The 19,903-nt window shown below is 53.5% G+C and carries 18 protein-coding genes; 14 read left to right on the forward strand and 4 right to left on the reverse strand.

The genetic code is table 11. The features are described from left to right. Position 1: 1 nt before the first annotated feature. From ACT53G_RS01330 to ACT53G_RS01355, 6 genes are all read left to right on the forward strand, one after another. A complete protein-coding gene (locus ACT53G_RS01330) occupies positions 2 to 232 on the forward strand; it encodes a DUF3820 family protein (protein ID WP_194747164.1) in 231 nt (76 codons plus the stop codon). Beyond that, the gene (locus ACT53G_RS01335; RefSeq protein ID WP_476168487.1) at positions 219 to 995 is read left to right on the forward strand and encodes a DUF2927 domain-containing protein; all 777 of its coding nucleotides are present in this window, start codon (positions 219 to 221) and stop codon (positions 993 to 995) included. The genes ACT53G_RS01330 and ACT53G_RS01335 overlap by 14 nt, the downstream gene beginning before the upstream one ends. A 97-nt stretch (positions 996 to 1,092) precedes the next feature. Beyond that, positions 1,093 to 2,391, forward strand: coding sequence for a Xaa-Pro aminopeptidase (gene pepP / locus ACT53G_RS01340; RefSeq protein WP_476168488.1), 1,299 nt, complete (start codon positions 1,093 to 1,095; stop codon positions 2,389 to 2,391). Between the two features lie 89 nt (positions 2,392 to 2,480). Continuing rightward, positions 2,481 to 3,650, forward strand: a complete 1,170-nt coding sequence (locus ACT53G_RS01345) for an FAD-dependent monooxygenase (RefSeq protein WP_194747161.1) — start codon at positions 2,481 to 2,483, stop codon at positions 3,648 to 3,650. Further along, positions 3,640 to 4,848 carry an FAD-dependent monooxygenase gene (locus ACT53G_RS01350; protein WP_194747160.1) on the forward strand — a complete coding sequence of 403 codons (1,209 nt, stop codon included), beginning with the start codon at positions 3,640 to 3,642 and terminating at the stop codon, positions 4,846 to 4,848. Before ACT53G_RS01345 ends, ACT53G_RS01350 begins: the two co-directional genes overlap by 11 nt. Positions 4,849 to 4,941: 93 nt before the next feature. After that, the gene (locus ACT53G_RS01355) at positions 4,942 to 5,622 is read left to right on the forward strand and encodes a DsbC family protein (RefSeq protein ID WP_379077697.1); all 681 of its coding nucleotides are present in this window, start codon (positions 4,942 to 4,944) and stop codon (positions 5,620 to 5,622) included. 96 nt (positions 5,623 to 5,718) lie between these two features. Here ACT53G_RS01355 and ACT53G_RS01360 read toward each other — a convergent pair whose 3' ends face one another. Both ACT53G_RS01360 and pilB read right to left on the reverse strand, forming a co-directional pair. Beyond that, positions 5,719 to 6,942 carry a type II secretion system F family protein gene (locus tag ACT53G_RS01360; protein ID WP_275356951.1) on the reverse strand — a complete coding sequence of 408 codons (1,224 nt, stop codon included), beginning with the start codon at positions 6,940 to 6,942 and terminating at the stop codon, positions 5,719 to 5,721. Between the two features lie 33 nt (positions 6,943 to 6,975). Continuing rightward, positions 6,976 to 8,697 carry a type IV-A pilus assembly ATPase PilB gene (pilB, locus tag ACT53G_RS01365; protein ID WP_313983824.1) on the reverse strand — a complete coding sequence of 574 codons (1,722 nt, stop codon included), beginning with the start codon at positions 8,695 to 8,697 and terminating at the stop codon, positions 6,976 to 6,978. Between the two features lie 347 nt (positions 8,698 to 9,044). On the opposite strand from pilB, the gene ACT53G_RS01370 reads away from it, so the two are divergent. After that, the gene (locus tag ACT53G_RS01370) at positions 9,045 to 9,248 is read left to right on the forward strand and encodes a cold-shock protein (protein WP_013441419.1); all 204 of its coding nucleotides are present in this window, start codon (positions 9,045 to 9,047) and stop codon (positions 9,246 to 9,248) included. Positions 9,249 to 9,326: 78 nt separating this feature from the next. On the opposite strand, the gene icd is transcribed toward ACT53G_RS01370, so the two are convergent. Further along, positions 9,327 to 10,565 (reverse strand): NADP-dependent isocitrate dehydrogenase, encoded by a 1,239-nt coding sequence (gene icd / locus ACT53G_RS01375; protein WP_445241985.1) that lies wholly within the window; start codon positions 10,563 to 10,565, stop codon positions 9,327 to 9,329. A 10-nt stretch (positions 10,566 to 10,575) separates the two neighbouring features. On the opposite strand from icd, the gene ACT53G_RS01380 reads away from it, so the two are divergent. Both ACT53G_RS01380 and ACT53G_RS01385 read left to right on the forward strand, forming a co-directional pair. Then, a complete protein-coding gene (locus ACT53G_RS01380; protein WP_194747155.1) occupies positions 10,576 to 11,127 on the forward strand; it encodes a pseudouridine synthase in 552 nt (183 codons plus the stop codon). Continuing rightward, the gene (locus ACT53G_RS01385; protein WP_476168489.1) at positions 11,124 to 11,828 is read left to right on the forward strand and encodes a type 1 glutamine amidotransferase; all 705 of its coding nucleotides are present in this window, start codon (positions 11,124 to 11,126) and stop codon (positions 11,826 to 11,828) included. Before ACT53G_RS01380 ends, ACT53G_RS01385 begins: the two co-directional genes overlap by 4 nt. Positions 11,829 to 11,849: 21 nt before the next feature. On the opposite strand, the gene ACT53G_RS01390 is transcribed toward ACT53G_RS01385, so the two are convergent. Next, positions 11,850 to 12,725, reverse strand: a complete 876-nt coding sequence (locus ACT53G_RS01390; protein ID WP_476168490.1) for a lysophospholipid acyltransferase family protein — start codon at positions 12,723 to 12,725, stop codon at positions 11,850 to 11,852. A gap of 116 nt (positions 12,726 to 12,841) precedes the next feature. On the opposite strand from ACT53G_RS01390, the gene ACT53G_RS01395 reads away from it, so the two are divergent. The 5 genes from ACT53G_RS01395 (at position 12,842) to edd (ending at position 19,873) form a co-directional block, all read left to right on the forward strand. Continuing rightward, positions 12,842 to 13,627, forward strand: a complete 786-nt coding sequence (locus ACT53G_RS01395; RefSeq protein ID WP_476168491.1) for a lipopolysaccharide kinase InaA family protein — start codon at positions 12,842 to 12,844, stop codon at positions 13,625 to 13,627. Between the two features lie 6 nt (positions 13,628 to 13,633). Further along, complete coding sequence (locus ACT53G_RS01400; protein ID WP_476168492.1) at positions 13,634 to 14,599, forward strand: glycosyltransferase family 9 protein; 966 nt, start codon at positions 13,634 to 13,636, stop codon at positions 14,597 to 14,599. After that, the gene (locus ACT53G_RS01405; RefSeq protein ID WP_476168493.1) at positions 14,596 to 16,044 is read left to right on the forward strand and encodes a lipopolysaccharide kinase InaA family protein; all 1,449 of its coding nucleotides are present in this window, start codon (positions 14,596 to 14,598) and stop codon (positions 16,042 to 16,044) included. Before ACT53G_RS01400 ends, ACT53G_RS01405 begins: the two co-directional genes overlap by 4 nt. Before the next feature lie 37 nt (positions 16,045 to 16,081). Next, entirely contained in the window at positions 16,082 to 17,803 is a 1,722-nt protein-coding gene (locus ACT53G_RS01410; RefSeq protein WP_476168494.1) for a carbamoyltransferase family protein, read from the forward strand. 255 nt (positions 17,804 to 18,058) lie between these two features. Then, positions 18,059 to 19,873: a phosphogluconate dehydratase gene (edd, locus tag ACT53G_RS01415; RefSeq protein WP_476168495.1), complete on the forward strand. Its 1,815-nt coding sequence runs from the start codon at positions 18,059 to 18,061 to the stop codon at positions 19,871 to 19,873. The last annotated feature ends 30 nt before the right edge of the window (positions 19,874 to 19,903 follow it).

Consider the following 19,903-nt stretch of genomic DNA (forward strand, 5'->3'; position numbering starts at 1 on the left):
CATGAAAAACGAAGATTTATTACAACTGGTCAGCGTCAAAATGCCTTATGGCAAGTATCAGGGACGCTTGATTGCCGATTTGCCCGGCCACTATTTAAACTGGTTTGCCCGAGAAGGCTTTCCACGCGGTGAGTTGGGGCGGTTGCTGCAATTGATGCAGGAGATCGACCACAATGGTTTGTCGCCATTACTCAACCCCTTACGCGAAACGCACAGGCATGACGATATTTAAAGGGATTGTTTTGCTGATTGCGCTATTGTCTGTGCAGGCCAGCAAAGCCGAAGAGGCTTGGCAGTCGCCGGCGTACCTGCAGCTTGCCTTTGCTGAAGTCGCATTACACAACGAATACCGGCCAGGGGAGTTTGGGGTTCGCAAGTGGTTAAAGCCGGTCAAGGTATGGTTGGTTCACCATGCCGACGAACAGGAAAAGCATACAACACTGACGCGCTACCACCTTCAGCATCTGGCGCAAATTACCGGGCATGCTGTGGGTTTTGCCAGCAGTACGGCTGACGCCAATATGATTGTGATTTTTAGCGAGGCGGCACAATGGCAGCAGGATTTGAGAGCGGTGAGTGGCAATCCAAACATGCAGCCGCCTGACGATGCGGTCTGTATGTTTGGGTCTACCACCGATGCCGGGCAGGCGCTCAAGCGAGCCTGGGTGGTGATTCCCGTGGATCATGCGCAAGCGCACCGGTCACTGGTCTCGTGCATCGTCGAAGAAATCACCCAGGCCATGGGCTTGCCCAATGATTCCGAGCGCGTGTTTCCTTCGGTTTTTAACGATAAAACGCCCGAGGCCTTGCTGACAGGTCTAGATGCCTTGTTGCTCAAAATGCTGTATTTACCCGCCATCAAGCCCGGCATGCATGCCGCCCAGGTGCGACCCATCCTGGCACGTCAACTGCAACAATGGCAACAAGATGGCACCATAGAACAAGCTGAGCAATCGGTCAGGCGATCACCACTGTATGAGATGATGGGATTTTGATTGTGGGTGCCTGGCAGGCAGGGGGGAACCAATCCAGCAATCGCCGACCAAATACGCTACAATGCCCAACCATCCAGGATTTGCTTTGAGTGTTTCCATGCAAGAGTTTTCTCGCCGCCGCCAGCAGTTGATCAACCACATGCAGGCCGGTATTGCGATCATTCCTACCGCGCCCGAAGTGACACGCAACCGCGACAGTCACTATCCCTATCGCTTTGACAGCTATTTTTATTACCTGACTGGCTTTAAAGAGCCGGAAGCGGTGTTGGTGCTGATGGCCGGACCTCAGCCCAAAAGTATTTTGTTTTGCCGTGACAAAGACCTGGATCGCGAAATCTGGGATGGTTTTCGCTATGGCCCTGAAGCTGCCAAAACAGTGTTTGGCTTTGATGAGGCTTACTCGATCACGCAGCTGGACACCGAACTACCCAAACTGATGGCGAATCAGCCTGCCTTACATTTCAGCCTGGGCGCAGACAGCGCCTGGGACAGCAAAGTCACTGCTTGGTTGAATGCGGTCAAAGCACAAACCCGCTCTGGCATGCAAGCACCCGCCCAACTGCTTGATGTGCGTCAAGCGCTGGATGCCATGCGTCTGCTTAAATCGTCCGAGGAGATGGACGTCATGCGCCGTTCAGCGCAGATTGCGGCCACCGCGCATAACCGTGCCATGCAGCACACCCGTCCCGGGCAATGGGAGTATGAGGTCGAAGCGGAGTTTTTACACACGTTTTATCGCCATGGTGCGCAAGCGCCTGCTTATACCAGCATTGTGGCCGGTGGCGCCAATGCCTGCACCCTGCATTACAACTTTAACAATGCCCAGCTCAAAGACGGGGATTTGCTGTTGATTGATGCGGGCTGTGAACTGGATGGTTACGCCTCGGACATCACGCGCACCTTCCCGGTCAATGGCCGCTTCAGTGGCCCACAAAAGGACTTGTATGAATTAGTGCTGGCAGCCCAGGCAGCCGCCTTGGGTAAAGTGAATACGCAGCAGCACTGGAATGCGCCGCATGAAGCTGCGCTCGAAGTGTTGGTGGATGGCTTCATTCACTATGGCTTGTGTCAGGGCAGCCGCGACGCGGTGCTCGAAACTGGTAGCTACCGCCAGTTTTACATGCACCGCACCGGGCACTGGCTGGGCCTGGATGTGCACGATGCCGGCGAGTACAAAACAGCCGACGGTGCATGGGTTATGTTACAGCCTGGTCATGTGTTGACCGTAGAGCCAGGGTGCTATGTGCGTCCTGCAGACAATGTGCCGCCGCATTTCTGGAATATCGGTATCCGTATCGAAGATGATGTGCTGGTCACCGAGCACGGACATGAAGTGTTGACGGCCGCTGCGGTCAAAACCGTCGCGGATATCGAAGCGCTGATGGCGCAACGCTGATCTTTTGCAACGGATTTCGGCTAGGTCTAAAAGACTCTTTTAAAAAATGTATTTTTTGAGTGTATTTTTGTCATACAAATGGATGCAGCATGCAATTGATTGAACATCCTGTCGTGATTGGCGGTGGCCCGGTCGGGTTGGTGCTGGCCTTGTCTTTGCAGCAGGCTGGTGTGCCGGTCACCGTGCTTGAAGCGCAGGCGCCAGGCGCCATGTATGGCGATGGCCGTGCCCTGGCCTTGTCTTTTGGCACGCGCCAGGTGTTGGAGCAATTGCAAGTATGGTCCATGTTGGCCGATGCGGTCACTGCCATTGAAACCATTCATGTGTCACAGCAAAAAGGTTTGGGCCGCACCGTGCTCAAAGCACAAGAGCATCAGCTACCGGCGCTGGGCTATGTGGTGTCTTATGGCGTGTTGATGCGGGCGCTGGATGCGCGCCTGGCGCAATTGACCACTGGCATTAAGCTGTATTACGAAGCTCCGGTGACGGACTTACAGGTGCATGCCAGTGCCGCCGATATTGTATATACGGCAGCCGATGGGCAACGGTACTCACTGTCTACGCCGTTAGCGGTGGTGGCCGATGGCGGCCGGAGTCTGGAGGCTATTCCGGGCTTGCAGCGCGACACCAAGCATTATGGGCATGATGCACTGGTAGGCCTGGTGCAAACTGAACTGCCACACCGGCAGATTGCCTACGAGCGCTTTACGCCACGTGGCCCGATGGCGCTGCTACCGAATGGCGACCAGTTTTCACTGGTGTGGACGGGCGAGCAGGCGTATATCGACGAGATTGCTGCGCTTGATGATGCCGCCTTTTTGCACGCCCTGCATGCCGCCTTTGGTGACCGCGTCGGCCGCTTTCTGCATGCCGGAAAACGCTTCAGGTTCCCGCTTAAATTAAGCAAACTGGAACAGACGTTTGCGGCGCATTGCGTGGTCATCGGCAATGCGGCGCAAACCATGCATCCGGTCGCCGGTCAGGGCTTTAATGTCGGCATCCGTGATGCGGTGGCGCTGGCCGAGAATGTGGCGTCTACGACATCGCATGAGTGGGGCGCTGACCACCGCTTGCTCGCCTACCAGGCGTCCAGACAGCGTGATACCGGGCGTGGCTTGCAGTTTACCGATTTTCTGGTCAATGTATTTTCAAATGATTTGATCGGGGTGGGCGTGTTGCGTGGTGCGGGGCTGGGGATGCTCAGCATGTTACCGATGGCCCGGCGTTTTCTGGTGGAAAAAATGAGTTATGGACGCTGAAAAGCACTTGATGCAGACAGATGTAGTGATTGTCGGTGCTGGGTTGGTGGGGCTGACCGCTGCCATCGCCTTGTCCCGTCTGGGCAAGCAGGTGGTCCTGACGGATGCCAAGCCACCGTTTGAGCTGCCAGCAGGCTGGGCCGACGATCAGTTAGACTGGGACAGCCGGATCTATGCGCTGACCAATCAAACCATGGACTGGTTAGCTGAGATTGGCGTCTGGCAGCATGTGCCTGCGCAGCGCGTGAACCCGGTCAACGCCATGCATTTATGGTCACCGACGCAGCATCATGTCCTGCCCAGCCTGAGCCTGACAGCCAAGGAAGCGCATCTGGCCCAAATGGGCTGCATTGTCGAGAGTCAGGCCTTGATGCAGGCGTGCTGGACTGTGTTGGCAGACGCCGACGTAACGGTCATCACCGACGCACCGGCGCAATCCTTGCAACAATTTGGTCATCAAATCCGTGTAGCATTGCCGCAGCAAACGATAGAAGCACAATTATTGATAGGCGCAGACGGCGCGAGTTCATGGGTGCGCTCGCAGTGTGGCGTCGGCGTGGAGCAAGTGGACTTTGCGCAGACGGCGCTGGTCACCAATTATGTTGCCACACAAGCGCATCAACACGTGGCAAGGCAGTGGTTTGGTGCCCATGAAACGCTGGCCTTGCTGCCGATGCCTGAGCAGCAGGTGTCATTGGTCTGGGCCTTACCCCACGCCGAGGCCGCCCGCATGCAGGCGCTGTCTGCCGGTGAGCTGGCAGTCGCAGTTGAACACCGCTGTGGTCAGGTCTTGGGCCCACTGACGCCTAATGGTGCTGTGGTGGCGTTTCCCCTCAGGCAGAATACAGCTGAAACCATGGCGTTGCCCAATATCCTGTTGCTCGGTGATGCCGCACACCAGGTGCATCCTATGGCCGGGCAGGGGGTCAATTTGGGCTTCGAAGATGTGCAAGCCTTATGTGCGGAAGTCGCACGCTTGCCGGGCATTAAGCCCTTGGGGGATGTTAACGTGCTGCGGCATGTCATGCGTGGCCGTCAACGCGATATCCGAAGCATGCATGCCCTGACGCGAGGACTGGATTTTCTGTTTGCGCGTCCACAGGCACTGTGGACGCATGCCGCCTTGCTTGGCTTACGCGGCGTTGAAAACAGTGCTATGCTGAAACGTTTTTTAATTCGCACCGCGACGCAAGCGTAGCGCCCGGTGCACGTTCGAGAAAGAGTTGGTATGAAAAAATACAACGCAACGGCTGTCATCAAGGCCTTGGGGGCCCTCTGTCTGCTGTGGTCTATGGGCAGCGTGGCAGATGAAGCCAGTCTGAAGAAACAGATAGAGAGTGCCTATCCAAAATTCAAGGTGGATAGCGTGACCAAAACCCCTTACGCCGGATTGTACGAAGTGTACATGGGTGGCCAGATCATCTATACCGATGATAAATTCAGTTTTTTGATAGCTGAAGGCCGCCTGGTAGATCCGAAAACCAAAAAAGACCTGACCGGTGAGCGTATGGATGAGCTCACTAAAATTGATTTTAATACGCTGCCTCTGGATCAGGCCATCAAGGTGGTCAAAGGCAATGGCAGTCGCAAGCTGGTGGTGTTCTCGGATGTGGATTGCCCATTCTGCAAGCGTCTTGAGCAAAAAGAGCTCACCAACATTAACGATGTCACCATTTACACCTTTTTGTATCCGATTGAACAGCTGCACCCGGATGCGGCCAACAAATCGCGTAGCATCTGGTGTGCCAGCAACCGTGTAAAAGCCTGGCAAGACTGGATCATGAACAACAAGCTGCCGACCACTACTGCCAAGTGCGATGTGCCGCTGGAAAAAGTCGGCGAACTGGCGCATAAAGTCGGGGTCAACAGCACGCCGACCATGTTCTTTGAAAACGGTAAACGCATGCTGGGTGCGCAGCCTTATGATGAGATTGAAAAGTCCTTGCAGGCTGCTAGCAAAAAAGCCATGTAAGCACGGTGTATATTCATTTGCGTTAAAAACAAACAAGGGGCGTAAAGCCCCTTGTTTTTTACCCGGTTGTTTTATCACGCAGGCGCGTGTATTTGCCTAGCCGCCACCACTGACCACTTTACCCATTTTGAAGATGGGCATGTACATGGCCACCACCAGCCCGCCAATCAGCACGCCGAGCACCACCATGATCACCGGTTCCATCAGACTGGAAATTGCCGCGACCGCATCATCGACTTCGCCCTCATAAAAGTCGGCCACTTTGGTCAGCATGCTGTCCAATGAGCCAGACTCTTCACCAATCGCGGTCATCTGGATCACCATATTCGGGAAGACATTGGTGTTTTGCATGGCCACGGTGAGACTGGTCCCGGTACTGACCTCGCTTTGAATCTTTTTGGTAGCATCAAAATACACTTGATTGCCCGAAGCCCCTGCCACAGAGTCCAGCGCTTCTACCAGCGGCACGCCCGCGGCGAACATGGTGGAGAGCGTACGCGCAAAGCGGGCAATGGTGGCTTTGCGGATGAGTTCACCAAAAATCGGCAGGCGTAGCATTAGCCGATCCATGGTCGCCTGTAGTTTTGCCGAGCGTTTCCAGGTATAGAAAAAGAACCACAGGCCGCCACCCAGACTACCAAAAATAGCCCACCACCATTTTACAAAAAAGTCTGACAGGTTAATCACTACCACTGTCGGGCCAGGCAAGTCTGCGCCAAAGCTGCTGAACAGCTCTTTGAACGAGGGCACCACAAAAATCATGATGACGGCGGTAATGACAAACGCCACCACGATAATCGAGGTCGGGTATACCAGCGCTGATTTGATCTTGCTCTTGATGGCGAGGATTTTTTCCTTGTAGGTTGCCAGGCGTTCCAGTAAGGCATCCAGAATCCCGGCCTGCTCGCCAGCGCCCACCAGATTGCAAAATAACTGGTCAAAATGTAGCGGGTATTTTCGGAAGGCCGCGCTCAGGCTGCTGCCTGTTTCAACATCGGCCTTGATGTCGCCCAACAGTTTGGAGACTGCAGGGTTGTGGTGGCCCTTGCCGACAATGTCAAACGCCTGCAGCAAAGGCACGCCGGCTTTCATCATGGTCGCCAGCTGGCGGGTGAACAGCGTCACATCTTTTTCTGACACCTTGCCTTTGGTCGCCAGCGAGCTCTGCTTTTTCACTTTGCTGACACTGATGCCCTGGCGGCGTAAGGTCGCATTGACGACGGCCTCGCCGTTGGCGCGCATCTCGCCCTTGATCAGCTTGCCTTTGCGGTCTTTACCTTCCCACAAATATACAGATTGTTTGATGTTGCCAGTCGCCATAATGTCTTCTTAAAAAGTGAATGCCTACCCGTGTTACTCGTTGGTGACTGCTTCGACTTCCTCAATCGAGGTGAGTCCCTGTTTAACCTTGAGCAAGCCAGACTCGCGCAGATCTTTCACACCTTCGCGTTTGGCCTGCGCGGCAATGTCCATGGCGTTGCCATGAGACATGATGATGCGCGCGATTTCCTCGGTGATCGGCATCACCTGATAAATCCCCACCCGTCCCTTGTAGCCATTGTTACAATGTTCGCAGCCCCCTGGTTTGGCACCGTATAACTGCCAGCTGCCATCCAGATCAGCTTCAGTAAAGCCCACTTTCAATAGTGCTTCCTTGGGGACATTCAGCGGCACTTTGCAATGCTTGCACAACCGTCTTGCAAGGCGCTGTGCAGTAATTAACGTCACGGCAGAGGCAATATTGAAGGGGGCGACTCCCATATTTAACAAACGGGAGAGGGTAGTAGGCGCATCGTTGGTATGCAGGGTGGACAGCACCATATGCCCGGTCGATGCGGCCTTGATGGCCATATCTGCAGTTTCCAGGTCGCGGATCTCACCAATCATGATGATGTCCGGGTCCTGACGCAAAAAGGATTTAAGGGCTGCAGCGAAGGTCAGCCCCTGTTTGTCATTGACGTTGACCTGATTAATGCCCGCCAGCGGAATTTCGGCCGGATCTTCTGCGGTAGAGATATTGACGCCTGGGTCATTGAGCAAATTCAGGCAGGTGTACAGCGAGACGGTTTTACCCGAACCGGTGGGCCCGGTGACCAGTACCAGACCGTATGGGCGGTGAATGGCCTTGAGTAGCGCCTCCTGTTGTGGTGCCTCGTAGCCCAGTGCCTCAATGCCCAGCGTGGCACTGGAGGGATCCAGAATCCGCATGACAATTTTTTCGCCATGGATCAGTGGCAAAGTGCTGACACGGAAATCAATTGCGCGTGTTTTCGACAGGATCAGCTTCATGCGGCCATCCTGCGGAATTCTTTTTTCCGAGATGTCCAGATTAGAAATCACCTTGATGCGTGAAGCCAGCTTTTCCTTGATGGCCAGCGGGGGCTGCGACATATCCCTTAACACGCCATCGACGCGAAAGCGGATACGGTAAAATTTTTCATAAGGCTCAAAGTGCAAGTCAGACGCGCCCATATTAATGGCGTCCATCAAGATTTTTTGCAGGAACTTGACCACAGGGGCATCATCGACTTCCTGCATGATATCCGCTTCTGGCTCTTCGCTGCTTTCCTCCAGGCCAAGATCAAAATCATCCCCGCTGGCATTGAGTGCAGACATGCTGGTGTCTTTGGATTCGACAATTTTATCTATCCATTTGCCCAATTTGTCATCTTCCACCACAATCGGGAACAAGGTCGCACCCATTTGAAACTGGATGGTGTCCAGCGCATGCAGATTGGTCGGGTCAGACAGGGCAATATAGGCCACATTGCCCTTTTGTTGCAGCAGCAGCACGCGATGCGACTGCATCAGTTTGATATCAATGCCTTTGTCAGGCAGCAGATTCTGTTCAAGTGCATCCAGGTCAAAAAAAGGAAAACCAAACGCTTGTGAGGCAGAGAGCGCGATTTCTTTGGGTGAGATTTTCTTTTGTGCCAGCGTCGCGGCGAGGAAGCTGGCTTTTTGGCTCTGACATTTTTCTTGCAGGGTGGCCGCTTCTTCTTCACTCATCAGCGAAGATTGCACCAGCATGCGGGCCATGCCGCCCAGTTTTTTTGTGCTTTCCAGTGTGGCCATAGCGTTCTGAGTCTGTTTCCAAAATCCTTAAATACGCCGTTTAATCGACTGATATAACAATACTTTCTACCTCAGTATATGGGGTCCAGGCGGGATTCAAATCGCAGAAAAGACGCGTTCTGATGCAGCTTTTGTGCAAATTTTAGGGAGTTTTCTTGACTTAACTCAAAAGATACAAAAATAGTCTTGACTTTTAAATTATGCTCACTTATAAATCCTTAAGGCGTTTGGGTTCAGGTTTTTTGTGGCCGTCTTTAAGTAAAGCAAAGCTTGTTTATTGCGACTGGAGTACTTGAGACAAACTTTTGGGGGCGCCTCCCTGTTAAGTAAAAAAGTAAGGAAGTAAAATGGCAACAGGTACCGTAAAGTGGTTTAACGACTCTAAGGGCTTTGGATTCATTACTCCGGATGATGGTGGTGACGATTTGTTCGCGCACTTCTCCGCAATCGTTGAATCTGGTTACAAAAGCTTGAAAGAAGGTCAGCGCGTATCCTTTGATGTGACTGAAGGTCCAAAAGGGAAGCAGGCCTCCAATATACAAAAAGCATAATTTTTGTTTTAGGGGTAAAAAATACAAAACGGCTCGCCATAGCGAGCCGTTTTTTTATGCTGGGCCTTGCGTGTCTGCTTACGCCATCTGTTTGATAATCTCGTCACCAAACTCAGCGGTGCCCACTTGCGTCGCGCCTTCCATCTGGCTGCTGAAGTCGCCGGTCACGCGTTTGCTGGCGATGGCCTTGGCCACACCGTGCAACACCAGGTCCGCAGCTTCCACCCAGCCCATGTGGCGTAGCATCATTTCGGCTGACAAGATCAGGGAGCTGGGGTTGGCCAGGTTTTTACCGGCGATTTTAGGCGCGGTACCATGTGTAGCTTCAAACATGGCAACGGTGTCGCTCAAGTTCGCGCCTGGGGCAATGCCAATGCCGCCGACTTGGGCTGCCAGCGCATCACTCATGTAGTCACCGTTCAGGTTCAGTGCAGCGACAACATCGTAATCTTCAGGATGCAACAGAATCTCTTGCAGGAAGGCGTCGGCGATACAGTCCTTGATGACGATGCCGTTCGGCAGTTTGCACCATGGGCCACCATCAATCAGTTCTGCGCCAAACTCTTCTTTGGCCAGCTGGTAGCCCCAGTCACGGAAGCCACCTTCGGTGAACTTCATGATGTTGCCCTTGTGGGTGATAGTGACTGATTTGCGGTTGTTATCAATCGCGTATTGAATGGCTTTGCGGATCAGGCGCTTGCTGCCATCGATGGAGACTGGCTTGATGCCGATGGAAGAGGCTTCAGGGAAGCGGATTTTCTTGCGTACACCCATGTCGCTCAGGAAGTTGATGACTTTTTTCACTTCCTCCGTGCCAGCTGCCCATTCGATGCCAGCATAAATGTCTTCAGTGTTTTCACGGAAAATCACCATGTCGGTTTTTTCAGGGTGTTTGACCGGACTAGGCACGCCTGTGAAATACTGGATAGGGCGCAGACACACGTACAAGTCTAGCTCTTGGCGCAAGGTCACGTTGAGTGAACGGATGCCGCCGCCAACCGGAGTCGTCAGCGGCCCTTTGATTGAAATCACATAGTCTTTGAGGGCTGCCATGGTTTCGTCAGACAACCAGGTGTCTTTGTCATACAGCGTGGTGGATTTTTCACCGGCATAGACTTCCATCCATGAAATCTTGCGTTTGCCGCCATAGGCTTTTTCAACCGCAGTATCCACAACTTTGATCATGGGGGGCGTGATGTCAACGCCGATGCCATCGCCCTCGATAAACGGGATAATAGGTTGGTCAGGAACATTTAGGGTATTATCAGCATTGACGGTGATTTTGCTGCCAGTGGCGGGCACCTTGATTTTAGACATAGCACTTTCCATGTTATTACTGTTTAACAAACCCTTTAACGTCGTATGCCAGTTTACTGCGCATGAAAAACACCCGACGCTCAAGGACTATATTCCGATTCCCAACGTTTATGCCGCCGGGCGGTTAGATACCGATTCTGAGGGATTGCTTATTCTAACCGATGACGGCGCATTACAACATCGTTTGAGCCATCCCAAGCACAAACAGGTCAAAACCTATTGGGCGCAAGTGGAAGGCGCTCCTACACAAGCAGATTTGATGCCATTGCTGCGCGGCGTCGATTTGGGCGATTTTGTCACGCAGCCGGCGCAGGTCAGAATCATCGATGAACCTGACCATTTATGGCAGCGTGACCCGCCTATTCGGGCGCGCAAACAGATCCCGACCACCTGGCTGGAGATTAAAATCAGTGAGGGCAAAAACCGCCAGGTACGGCGGATGACCGCGCACGTCGGCTTTCCGACCCTGCGCCTGATCCGTTATGCGATTGGGCCTTACACATTGGACGGAATCTTGCTTGGGCAATATCAGGAAGTCAGTTATAAGAAGGTAATGTCATGAAACAGGTGGTGGTATTCAGGCACGCTTGCTGCGAGGGTGCTGGTTATTTGGGCACTTTTTTAGCGCAGCATGCCATTCCTTGGTGCGAGGTGCGCATTGATAAAGGCGAGCCCGTGCCTGACTCAGTCGAGGCATATAGTGGCATTGTGTTGATGGGCGGCCCCATGAGTGTCAACGATGACCTGCCCTGGATTCCGCCTTTACTCCAATTGATTCGCCAGGCAGTAGAAAAAGATGTCCCTTTGCTTGGGCACTGCCTGGGAGGGCAGTTAATCAGCAAGGCGTTGGGCGGTGTGGTGAGTAAAAACCCGGTCAAAGAAATAGGCTGGGGGCAAGTGCAGGTGGCAGACGATCCTGCCGCACGAGACTGGTTTGGTGACTTGCAAGTGTTTAACAGCTTTCACTGGCATGGCGAAACGTTTTCGGTGCCGAAAGGGGCAACACACGTGCTATCCAGCCCGTATTGCATCAACCAGGCATATGTCATGGGCAAACACATCGGTTTGCAATGCCATATTGAAATGACTCCGGAAATGATCAAAGTCTGGACCGAGCAATGGAAAAATGATATTGCCACGTCGGCCGCCAGCCCAGCAGTCCAGTCTGCAGAAACCATGCTGGCAAAAGTGAGCGAGGATTGCGACGTCTTGCACGCGGTCGCCGACAAGGTGTATAGCCGCTGGATTCAGGGCCTGGTCTAGCGCCATCTTCGCATGGGCGAGTTAGTGCTCGTCCTCCATTCCGCTCTGTTTAGGCTGCAGTTTTTGCATGGCATAACGCCTTTGTTTGTAACGGTTGTATTGCCACAGGTATTGCACCGGGCATTGGGATACCTGCCGCTCAATCGCCTGGTTCAGCAGTGCGGGCGTCTGTATGTCTTCGATCTTGGACAGATGGATATGAAAGCCTTCGCCAGCGGGCAAGCGTTCACCAAACGCCATAATGACAGTTGCGCCTGATTTTACTGCCAGTTTGCTGGCCAGCCCCATGGTATAAGCCGGTTTGCCAAAAAAATCGGCCCATTCGCCTTCACCATTTCGCGGAATCTGGTCAGGTAAAATGCCAATAGCTTCCCCACGTTTGAGCGCTTGCAGCAGTTTTTTGACCCCGGCGGCGTTGGCGGGCGCCAATGCAACCTGGCCTTTTTGCCTGCCTTCTTGTAGCAGGCCTTCCAGCCAGGTCAGTTTTGGGGGGCGATAGAGCACGGTGATCGGGTGCTGGCTGCCATAATAAATAGAGGTGATCTCAAAGCAACCCAGATGTGGTGTGAGAAAAATCAGGCCTTTGCCCGCACGTTGAGCTGCTTCAACCAAGTGCCAGCCAGTCGTCGCTTTTACCAGCGGCAGCAAGCCGGATTGCGGAGCCCCCCAGATAAACAGCGATTCCATCAGGGATTTACCAGCTTCTATCCGGCTATCTTTGGCCAGTTGCTGAACAGCTGCCTTGTCTTTGCATAGACCACTTTGGTGAATATTCTCGATAGCGATGCCGGTACTTTTTTGATCAAGATGCCAGCTTAATCGACCAATCACCGCGCCCAGACGGTGGACGCAGCTTAAGGGTAACTTTGAAAGCCATTTGCAAAAAAACACCAACATCAAAAAATCTGCCTCGTGGAAAATCTCACTCAGGGTGCATTCTGTTAAAATCCACCCCCTAATCCTGCCATATTAACAAATCGTCGTTTGCTAACCCGTCTATTCGCTGATTAATTTTGAAAATAAGTGAGATTCAAACCGAAGAGGGCCGTGTCCGCGATGCCCTGATTGCGCAGCGCATGGACCACTTTGATGCCTGGTGGCAACTGGCGATTGCCTGGCTGGAGCCACCCAATCTAGAAAGAGGCGGTTGGAGTGGGGTCGGGCGCTGGCAATTGCCATGTGCTGATCATCAACTGGTTGAACTCTATGTGAAACGCCAGCAAAACCATACCCGCTTTAGCTGCCGCTATCCCTGGCGTGGCTTGCCGACCTTTATGGTTGAATATGACATGCTCAAGTATTTACGGGCGCAGGGGGTGAGGGTGCCCGAGGTGGTTTACGCGGGCGTGCGCGATGTGCCAGCGGGCCGTCAGGCCATCCTGGCTACGCAGGCACTGCAAGGCTATGAGGAGCTTACTCCGTATTGCACGGCGGCCAATATGACTGCCAATCCGCCGTTGCTGATCGCTGTCGCACAGGCGTTAAAAACATTGCACGCTGCGGGCATACAGCATCGGGCGCTATACCCCAAGCACCTGTTTGTCAGCGCGCTGCCTGAGCACGAAACGTCTGGCGCTTATGAGATTGCATTCATTGATCTCGAAAAAGCCAAGCATATGTGGCTGCCAGCCTGGCAACGCTTGCGGGATTTGCGGCAATTCATGAGCCGTTTGCAGGATTGGCCGGACAGCCTGTTGTATCAGCTGTATCAAGCCTATGCAAGCGAGCATGGCCAGTGTTACCAACGCTGCGGCTGGTGGTGGCTGCGCTGGGGATTGAAGCGTTTAAACAAGAGATAATGAAACATGGTTAATTCACTGTTAATACTGACATCGAGTAGCACGGGCAACAATATCTTCTGTACGCCGGCTATCCGGTTTTTGCGCAAGCATCTACCACAGGCACGCATTGATGTAGTCGCGCTGAATGCCCTGAGCGCACAGGTGTTTGAACACAACCCGGACATCAGCAAGCTGTGGGTGACCAGTAGTCTCCGCCGCGTCAATAAGCTCGCGCAAGACTATGACGCGGTACTGGCATTTAATAAAAATGCGCTCAAAAAGCTGCCTTTTAATGATGCGCGCCTGCAACTGGCGACCATCGATAAAACCGATGTGCATTATGCGGAACAGCTGCTAGCCTTTTGCCAGCAATGGTTGAGCCAGCAGTTACAGCGCCAGATTGAAATCACCGATGAAGACCGTTGCTATGCGATTTACAGCGCGCCTGGTCAGGTGAGCTTGTTGTCACGCTTTGACGTGCAGCCTGCAGACACCGTGATCAATATTCACTTGGGCTGTGGCACCACGCTATTGCATGGCTGGAAGTTTTTTTACGCCAGGCGTGCCGATGATAAAAAACTGTGGTCGATTGATGCCTATATTCAATTGGGACAATTGCTGGTACAAGCCATCCCGGGCGTACGACTGGTGATTACCGGCACCAGCAATGAAGCCTTTCTGGCAAAGAAATTCGTCAAGGCGGTGCCTAACAGTATTAACCTTGCAGGCAAAACCACGGTGGCAGACTTGCGCCAACTGATGGAGCGCTCCAATTTATTTATCTCACATGATTGTGGTGTATTTCACGTCGCGGCTGCCGCCCAAGTGCCGATGCTGGGACTGTTTGGCCCGACCAATCACTTGTTGACCGGGCCTTATCCGCAACGCGCCAACCGACATTTGATTAAAAAAGACAGCATGGCGGACATACGCCCGCAAGAAGTATTGCAGCAGGCGCTCTTGCTGTTAGGACGACCTGCGCAAGCATGACCCTGCGCCAGTTCACTTCGCCGGGCCCCATCCGCCTTGAATTCGCGATGGACGCCCAGCCGCCCTTGCAATTGGACACGCTGGTCCGCGTGCTCAAGGAGCGGCGCTGGGTGTTGCGGGGGGCATGGGATGGCCAGGCGATCTATGCCAAGCTGTTTGCGGGCAAAGAAGCGGCACGTTACGCCAGGCGGGATGCGGACGGCGCGCGCCGCATGCTGGCTGCGGGCATCCGTACGCCAGCCTTGTTATGGCAAGGCACGCTGCATGACGGCACCCAGCCGCTAGCAGTATTGATTTATGCCGCTGTTCCCAATGCGGTCAATGCCGCAGAAGCTTATTCCGCAGGCCCTGCAGAGGGCAGATATGCTTTGCTGGCGCTGCTGGTTGAGGCCTTGGCAGCACAGCATGTCGCAGGATTATGCCAAACCGATTTGCATTTAAAGAATTTTTTATTGGCAGAAGGCGTGGTGTGGGCCATTGATGGTGATGGGATCCGTCAGCAAACGCTGAGCCGCAAACAGGCGCACCTGCAGCTCGCCGAGTTGATTTCGAAGTTGCAGGTACTGGATCAGATGCAGTGGACGCAACGCCTACTGGATGTCTATTTGCATGCACGCGGCTGGCCGCGCAGCCTCACCGCTGCACAAGTATTGGCTTGGGCGCAACAGATGAAGACGCGTGAGGTGGAACACTATGTCACGCGTAAAATTTTTCGTACCTGCAGCGATGTGACCTGGCAACAGACGGCTCATAGTGTGCAGGCGGTCAGTATCGCTGGCGGATTGCATCCCACGGACTTGCCTGCGCTGGAAGTGGCCATGCATGTGGGGCAGATCCTGAAGGCGGGCAACACCTGCACCGTGGGTCATACCCAGTTGCAAGATCAGCCTGTCGTGATCAAGCGCTATAACATTAAAAATGCTTGGCATGCCTTGAGCCGGGCCTGGCGGCCCAGCCGGGCGGCCGCCTCGTGGCAAAATGCACACCGCCTGCAATACTACGGCATGCTGACCCCGCAACCCATGTTGATGTACGAACGCCGTTACTGCGGGCTGCGTGGCCGCGCGTATTTTGTCTCTGCATTTAGCCCTTGGCCCGATGTGCTGACCTTTTTTCAGCAGTCTCGCGATCCTGCGCTTGAGGCGCAGGTGGTGGAGCAATTGGTCATGCTTTGTTATCAGTGGTATCTGCTCAAAATATCGCATGGCGACCTCAAAGGCAGCAATTTGCAGGTCACCGATCAAGGCCAGATCGTGGTGATTGATCTCGACAGCATGAGCCAGCATCACTGTGCGCAAATGGCCTTGCGCGCACATGCACGCGACCTGCGGCGGCTGCTGCAAAATTGGAAACCGGATAGTTCACTGTATAATGCGCTGGTGGATAGATTTAAAACGGTTTATCCAGACCATACGCCACTCACCCTGGCGGGCATTTCCATTTAATCCATTCGATTGATTTGATCGTTACGCGAGTTTCTGCATGATTGTGTTAGGTTTATCCGGTGCCTTGGGGCATGATGCTTCGGCTGCCATTCTGGTAGATGGCAAAATTGTCGCTGCGGCAGAAGAAGAGCGCTTTATCCGCGACAAGCACGCCAAAAATCACTGGCCTTACGAAGCGGCCAAGTTTTGCCTGAAACAGGCGGGCATTTCCCCTGAACAAGTCGATATCGTGGCTTTCCCTTATGGTGAAATTCCGCTGACTTCGGCTGCGCGCTGGCATTACGCTAGGCGCTACTGGTACGCACCAGACCGTGCACTGGACGCCATTTTTAATGGCAACCGCCGTTTCCGTCGCAACCGCGACAAATCACTCAAATTGATGGAAGAGCTTGGGTTGAGCAAAGCCAAATATGTGCCGGTTGAACACCATCTGGCGCATGCTTCCAGTGCTTATCATCTGAGTGGCTTCAAGGAAAAAACCGCCATTGTCGGCATTGACGGCAAAGGGGAATATGCCACCACGTTTTTTGGCTATGGGGAACATGGCAAGATTCACAAAATCAAGGAATTCTATGACCCGGATTCACTGGGTGGGCTGTATGGCGCGATCACCGAGTTTCTTGGGTTTGAGATGCTGGATGGTGAATTTAAGGTCATGGGCATGGCGCCGTATGGTGACCCGAACAAATATGATTTGAGCCGCCTGGCCAAGTTTGAAAACGGTGAGCTCATCATCAACACCGAATACGTCAACGTGGTCGGTTTGCGCCGTTACAAAGAAAATGGCAAAGGCTACTACTTCACGCCCAAACTGATTGAATGGCTAGGCCCCAAGCGTGAGGGCGACGAGATTGACGACCCGTATATTCATTACGCTGCCAGTGTACAGAAGCTGCTGGAAGACCTGGCTTTGCAGATGATTGAATATTATCTGGGCGATATTCTGCGCGAGACCGGCAAGATTGTGATGGCAGGCGGCGTTGCGCTCAATGTCAAACTGAATCAGCGCATTATCGCCTTGCCACACGTGAAAGAATTATTTGTACAGCCTGCTTCTGGCGATAACGGCAGCAGCCTGGGCGCAGCCACTTACGCTGCACACCTGGCGGGCGAAAAAATCCATAAAATGGAACACGCTTACCTCGGGCCTTCTTACACCAATGAAGAATGTATTGCCGCCTGTGAAACGCATCCGTCCAAGCCTGTTTTTACCCGTGTAGAAGATGGCCCACGTAAAGCGGCAGAATTACTGGCCGCGGGGAATCCACTCGCCTGGTTTCAGGGGCGCATGGAGTTTGGCCCGCGTGCCCTGGGTTGCCGCAGTATACTGGGTGACCCTAGCTTTCCTGGCGTGGCGGACCGCATCAATGCCCAGATCAAATACCGTGAGCGCTGGCGGCCATTCTGCCCCAGCATGCTGGACCGCGTGGCGGAGGATATTCTGCAAACCGACCATCCGGCGCCCTACATGACCTTCACCTTTGATGTGAACCCGGCCTGGAAAAACCGCATTCCGGAAGTGGTCCATGAGGACGGCACCGCGCGTGCGCAGGTTGTGACCAAAACCACCAATCCACGCTACTACGCGCTGATTGAGCATCTGGAACAGCTGCGTGGCAATGGCGTGGTGCTCAATACCTCGCTTAACAGACGCGGCGAGCCGATGATTTGCAGCCCGACTGATGCCCTGAATATGTTTTATGGCTGTGATCTGGAATATCTGATGCTGGAAGATATTCTGGTGACCAAATCTGCTTGATGTCTGGCTACATTCCATGAGTGTCAATGCACTACGCGAAAAAGAGGTATATTGTTTTAAGTCATTGAATCCTCTGAAAAAATGTTGGATTCGGGTAATTCAATTTGACGTAGTGCAGCAGTTTGGAGATAATCGGGGGTAGGGAGCCTGTTTGGATTCATATATCTTCACCCTATACTGTGACGCAATAGCAAGTTCAAAGCAGTTCACCAGGATAGTTCATCAGGTAGTTAAAACACAGTTGAGCGATAGTCAATGAAACAATCTCACATTGAAGTAACAGAACGCATCATCGAGCGTAGCCGTCCGACCCGCAAGGCGTATTTGCAGCGCATTGATGATTACCTGAACCGTGAAAAAGGCCCGGACCGCTTGGGCTGTGCCAACGTGGCACACGCGTTTGCGGCCATGCCACAAAACGACAAATTCAAGATTTACGCCGAGAAGCCGACACACGTCGGTATCGTCACTGCTTACAACGAAATGTTGTCCGCCCATCAGCCGTATGTGAACTATCCGGATATTATTCGTGATGAAGCACGCAAGCATGGCGCAACCGTGCAGGTGGCCGGTGGCGTGCCTGCCATGTGTGATGGGATTACCCAGGGCGAGCCTGGCATGGAGCTGAGCCTGTTCAGCCGCGATACCATTGCCATGAGTACGGCCATTGCCTTGTCTCATGACGTGTTTGATGCGGCATTGCTGTTGGGCGTCTGTGACAAGATCGTGCCCGGCCTGTTGATCGGTGCCTTGCATTTTGGGCATTTGCCCTGTGTATTTGTGCCAGCGGGCCCGATGAGCACCGGCATTGATAACACCTCGAAATCCAAAGTGCGTGAAAAATATGCACAAGGCCTGTGTGACCGTGATGAGCTGCTGGCCAGCGAATCTGCGGCCTACCACGGTGCCGGCACCTGTACCTTCTACGGTACGGCCAACAGTAACCAGATGTTGCTGGAAGCCATGGGCTTGCACGTGCCAGGGGCGGCTTTTATCCACCCGCATGATGGCATGCGTGAAGACTTGACGCGTGAAGCGGTGCGTTTGGTAGTGCAAAACGCTAAAAAAGATAAATTCGTGCCGATTGGCCGTCTGGTAGATGAGCATGTGATCGTGAACGCGATGGTGGCTTTGCTGGCCACGGGCGGTTCCACCAACCATTTGATCCACTGGGTAGCGGTTGCGCGTGCTGCTGGGATCATCATTGACTGGACCGACTTCCATTATCTGGCTAAAGGGACGCCTCTGCTGGCCAGTGTTTATCCAAACGGTAAGGCAGACGTCAACGAATTCCAGGACGCCGGTGGCCCAGGCTTTGTGATCCGCGAACTGATCGAAGGCGGCTATATGTACCCGGATGTCTACACCGTGAGTGGTGGCGGCATGCGCGATTACGGTAAAAAGCCGGAAAAAGAAGCGGACAAGCTGGTGTGGAAAGACTACCCGGCCGAAAGTGGTGATGAAACCATCGTGCGCACAGCTTCTCATCCGTTTAACGAGTCCGGTGGCCTGCGTCTGCTCAAGGGTAACCTTGGCCGCAGCGTCATCAAGATTTCTGCCGTCCCTGAAGACCGTCACATCATCGAGGCGCCAGCCATTGTGTTTGATGCGCAAGAAGAATTGCTGGCCGCGTTTGACCGCGGTGAGCTGGAGCGTGACTTCATTGCTGTCGTGCGCTTCCAGGGCCCTAAAGCCAACGGCATGCCAGAGTTGCATAAATTGACACCACCACTTGCTGTGTTGCAAAACAAGGGCTTCCGGGTGGCGATTGTAACGGACGGCCGCATGAGTGGTGCTTCAGGCAAGATTCCTGCTGCAATTCACTTGAGTCCCGAAGCCAGCGCGGGTGGTCCGATTGCCAAAATCCGCAATGGTGACATCATCCGCCTCAATGGTACCGTCGGTCAGTTGAATGTGCTGGTTGATGAAGACACCTGGGCTGAGCGCGAGGCTGAAGAGCTGAGCGATGCCAAACGGCATTACAACGCCCATGGCTTGGGCCGTGAGTTGTTTGGTGGCATGCGCAGGAATGTGCTGTCTGCAGAAGAAGGCGCCGTTACCTGGTTGTAAATGCACATTGCGTCGCAATACGTCGTTGCA

Source organism: Methylophilus sp. DMC18 (assembly GCF_056314005.1).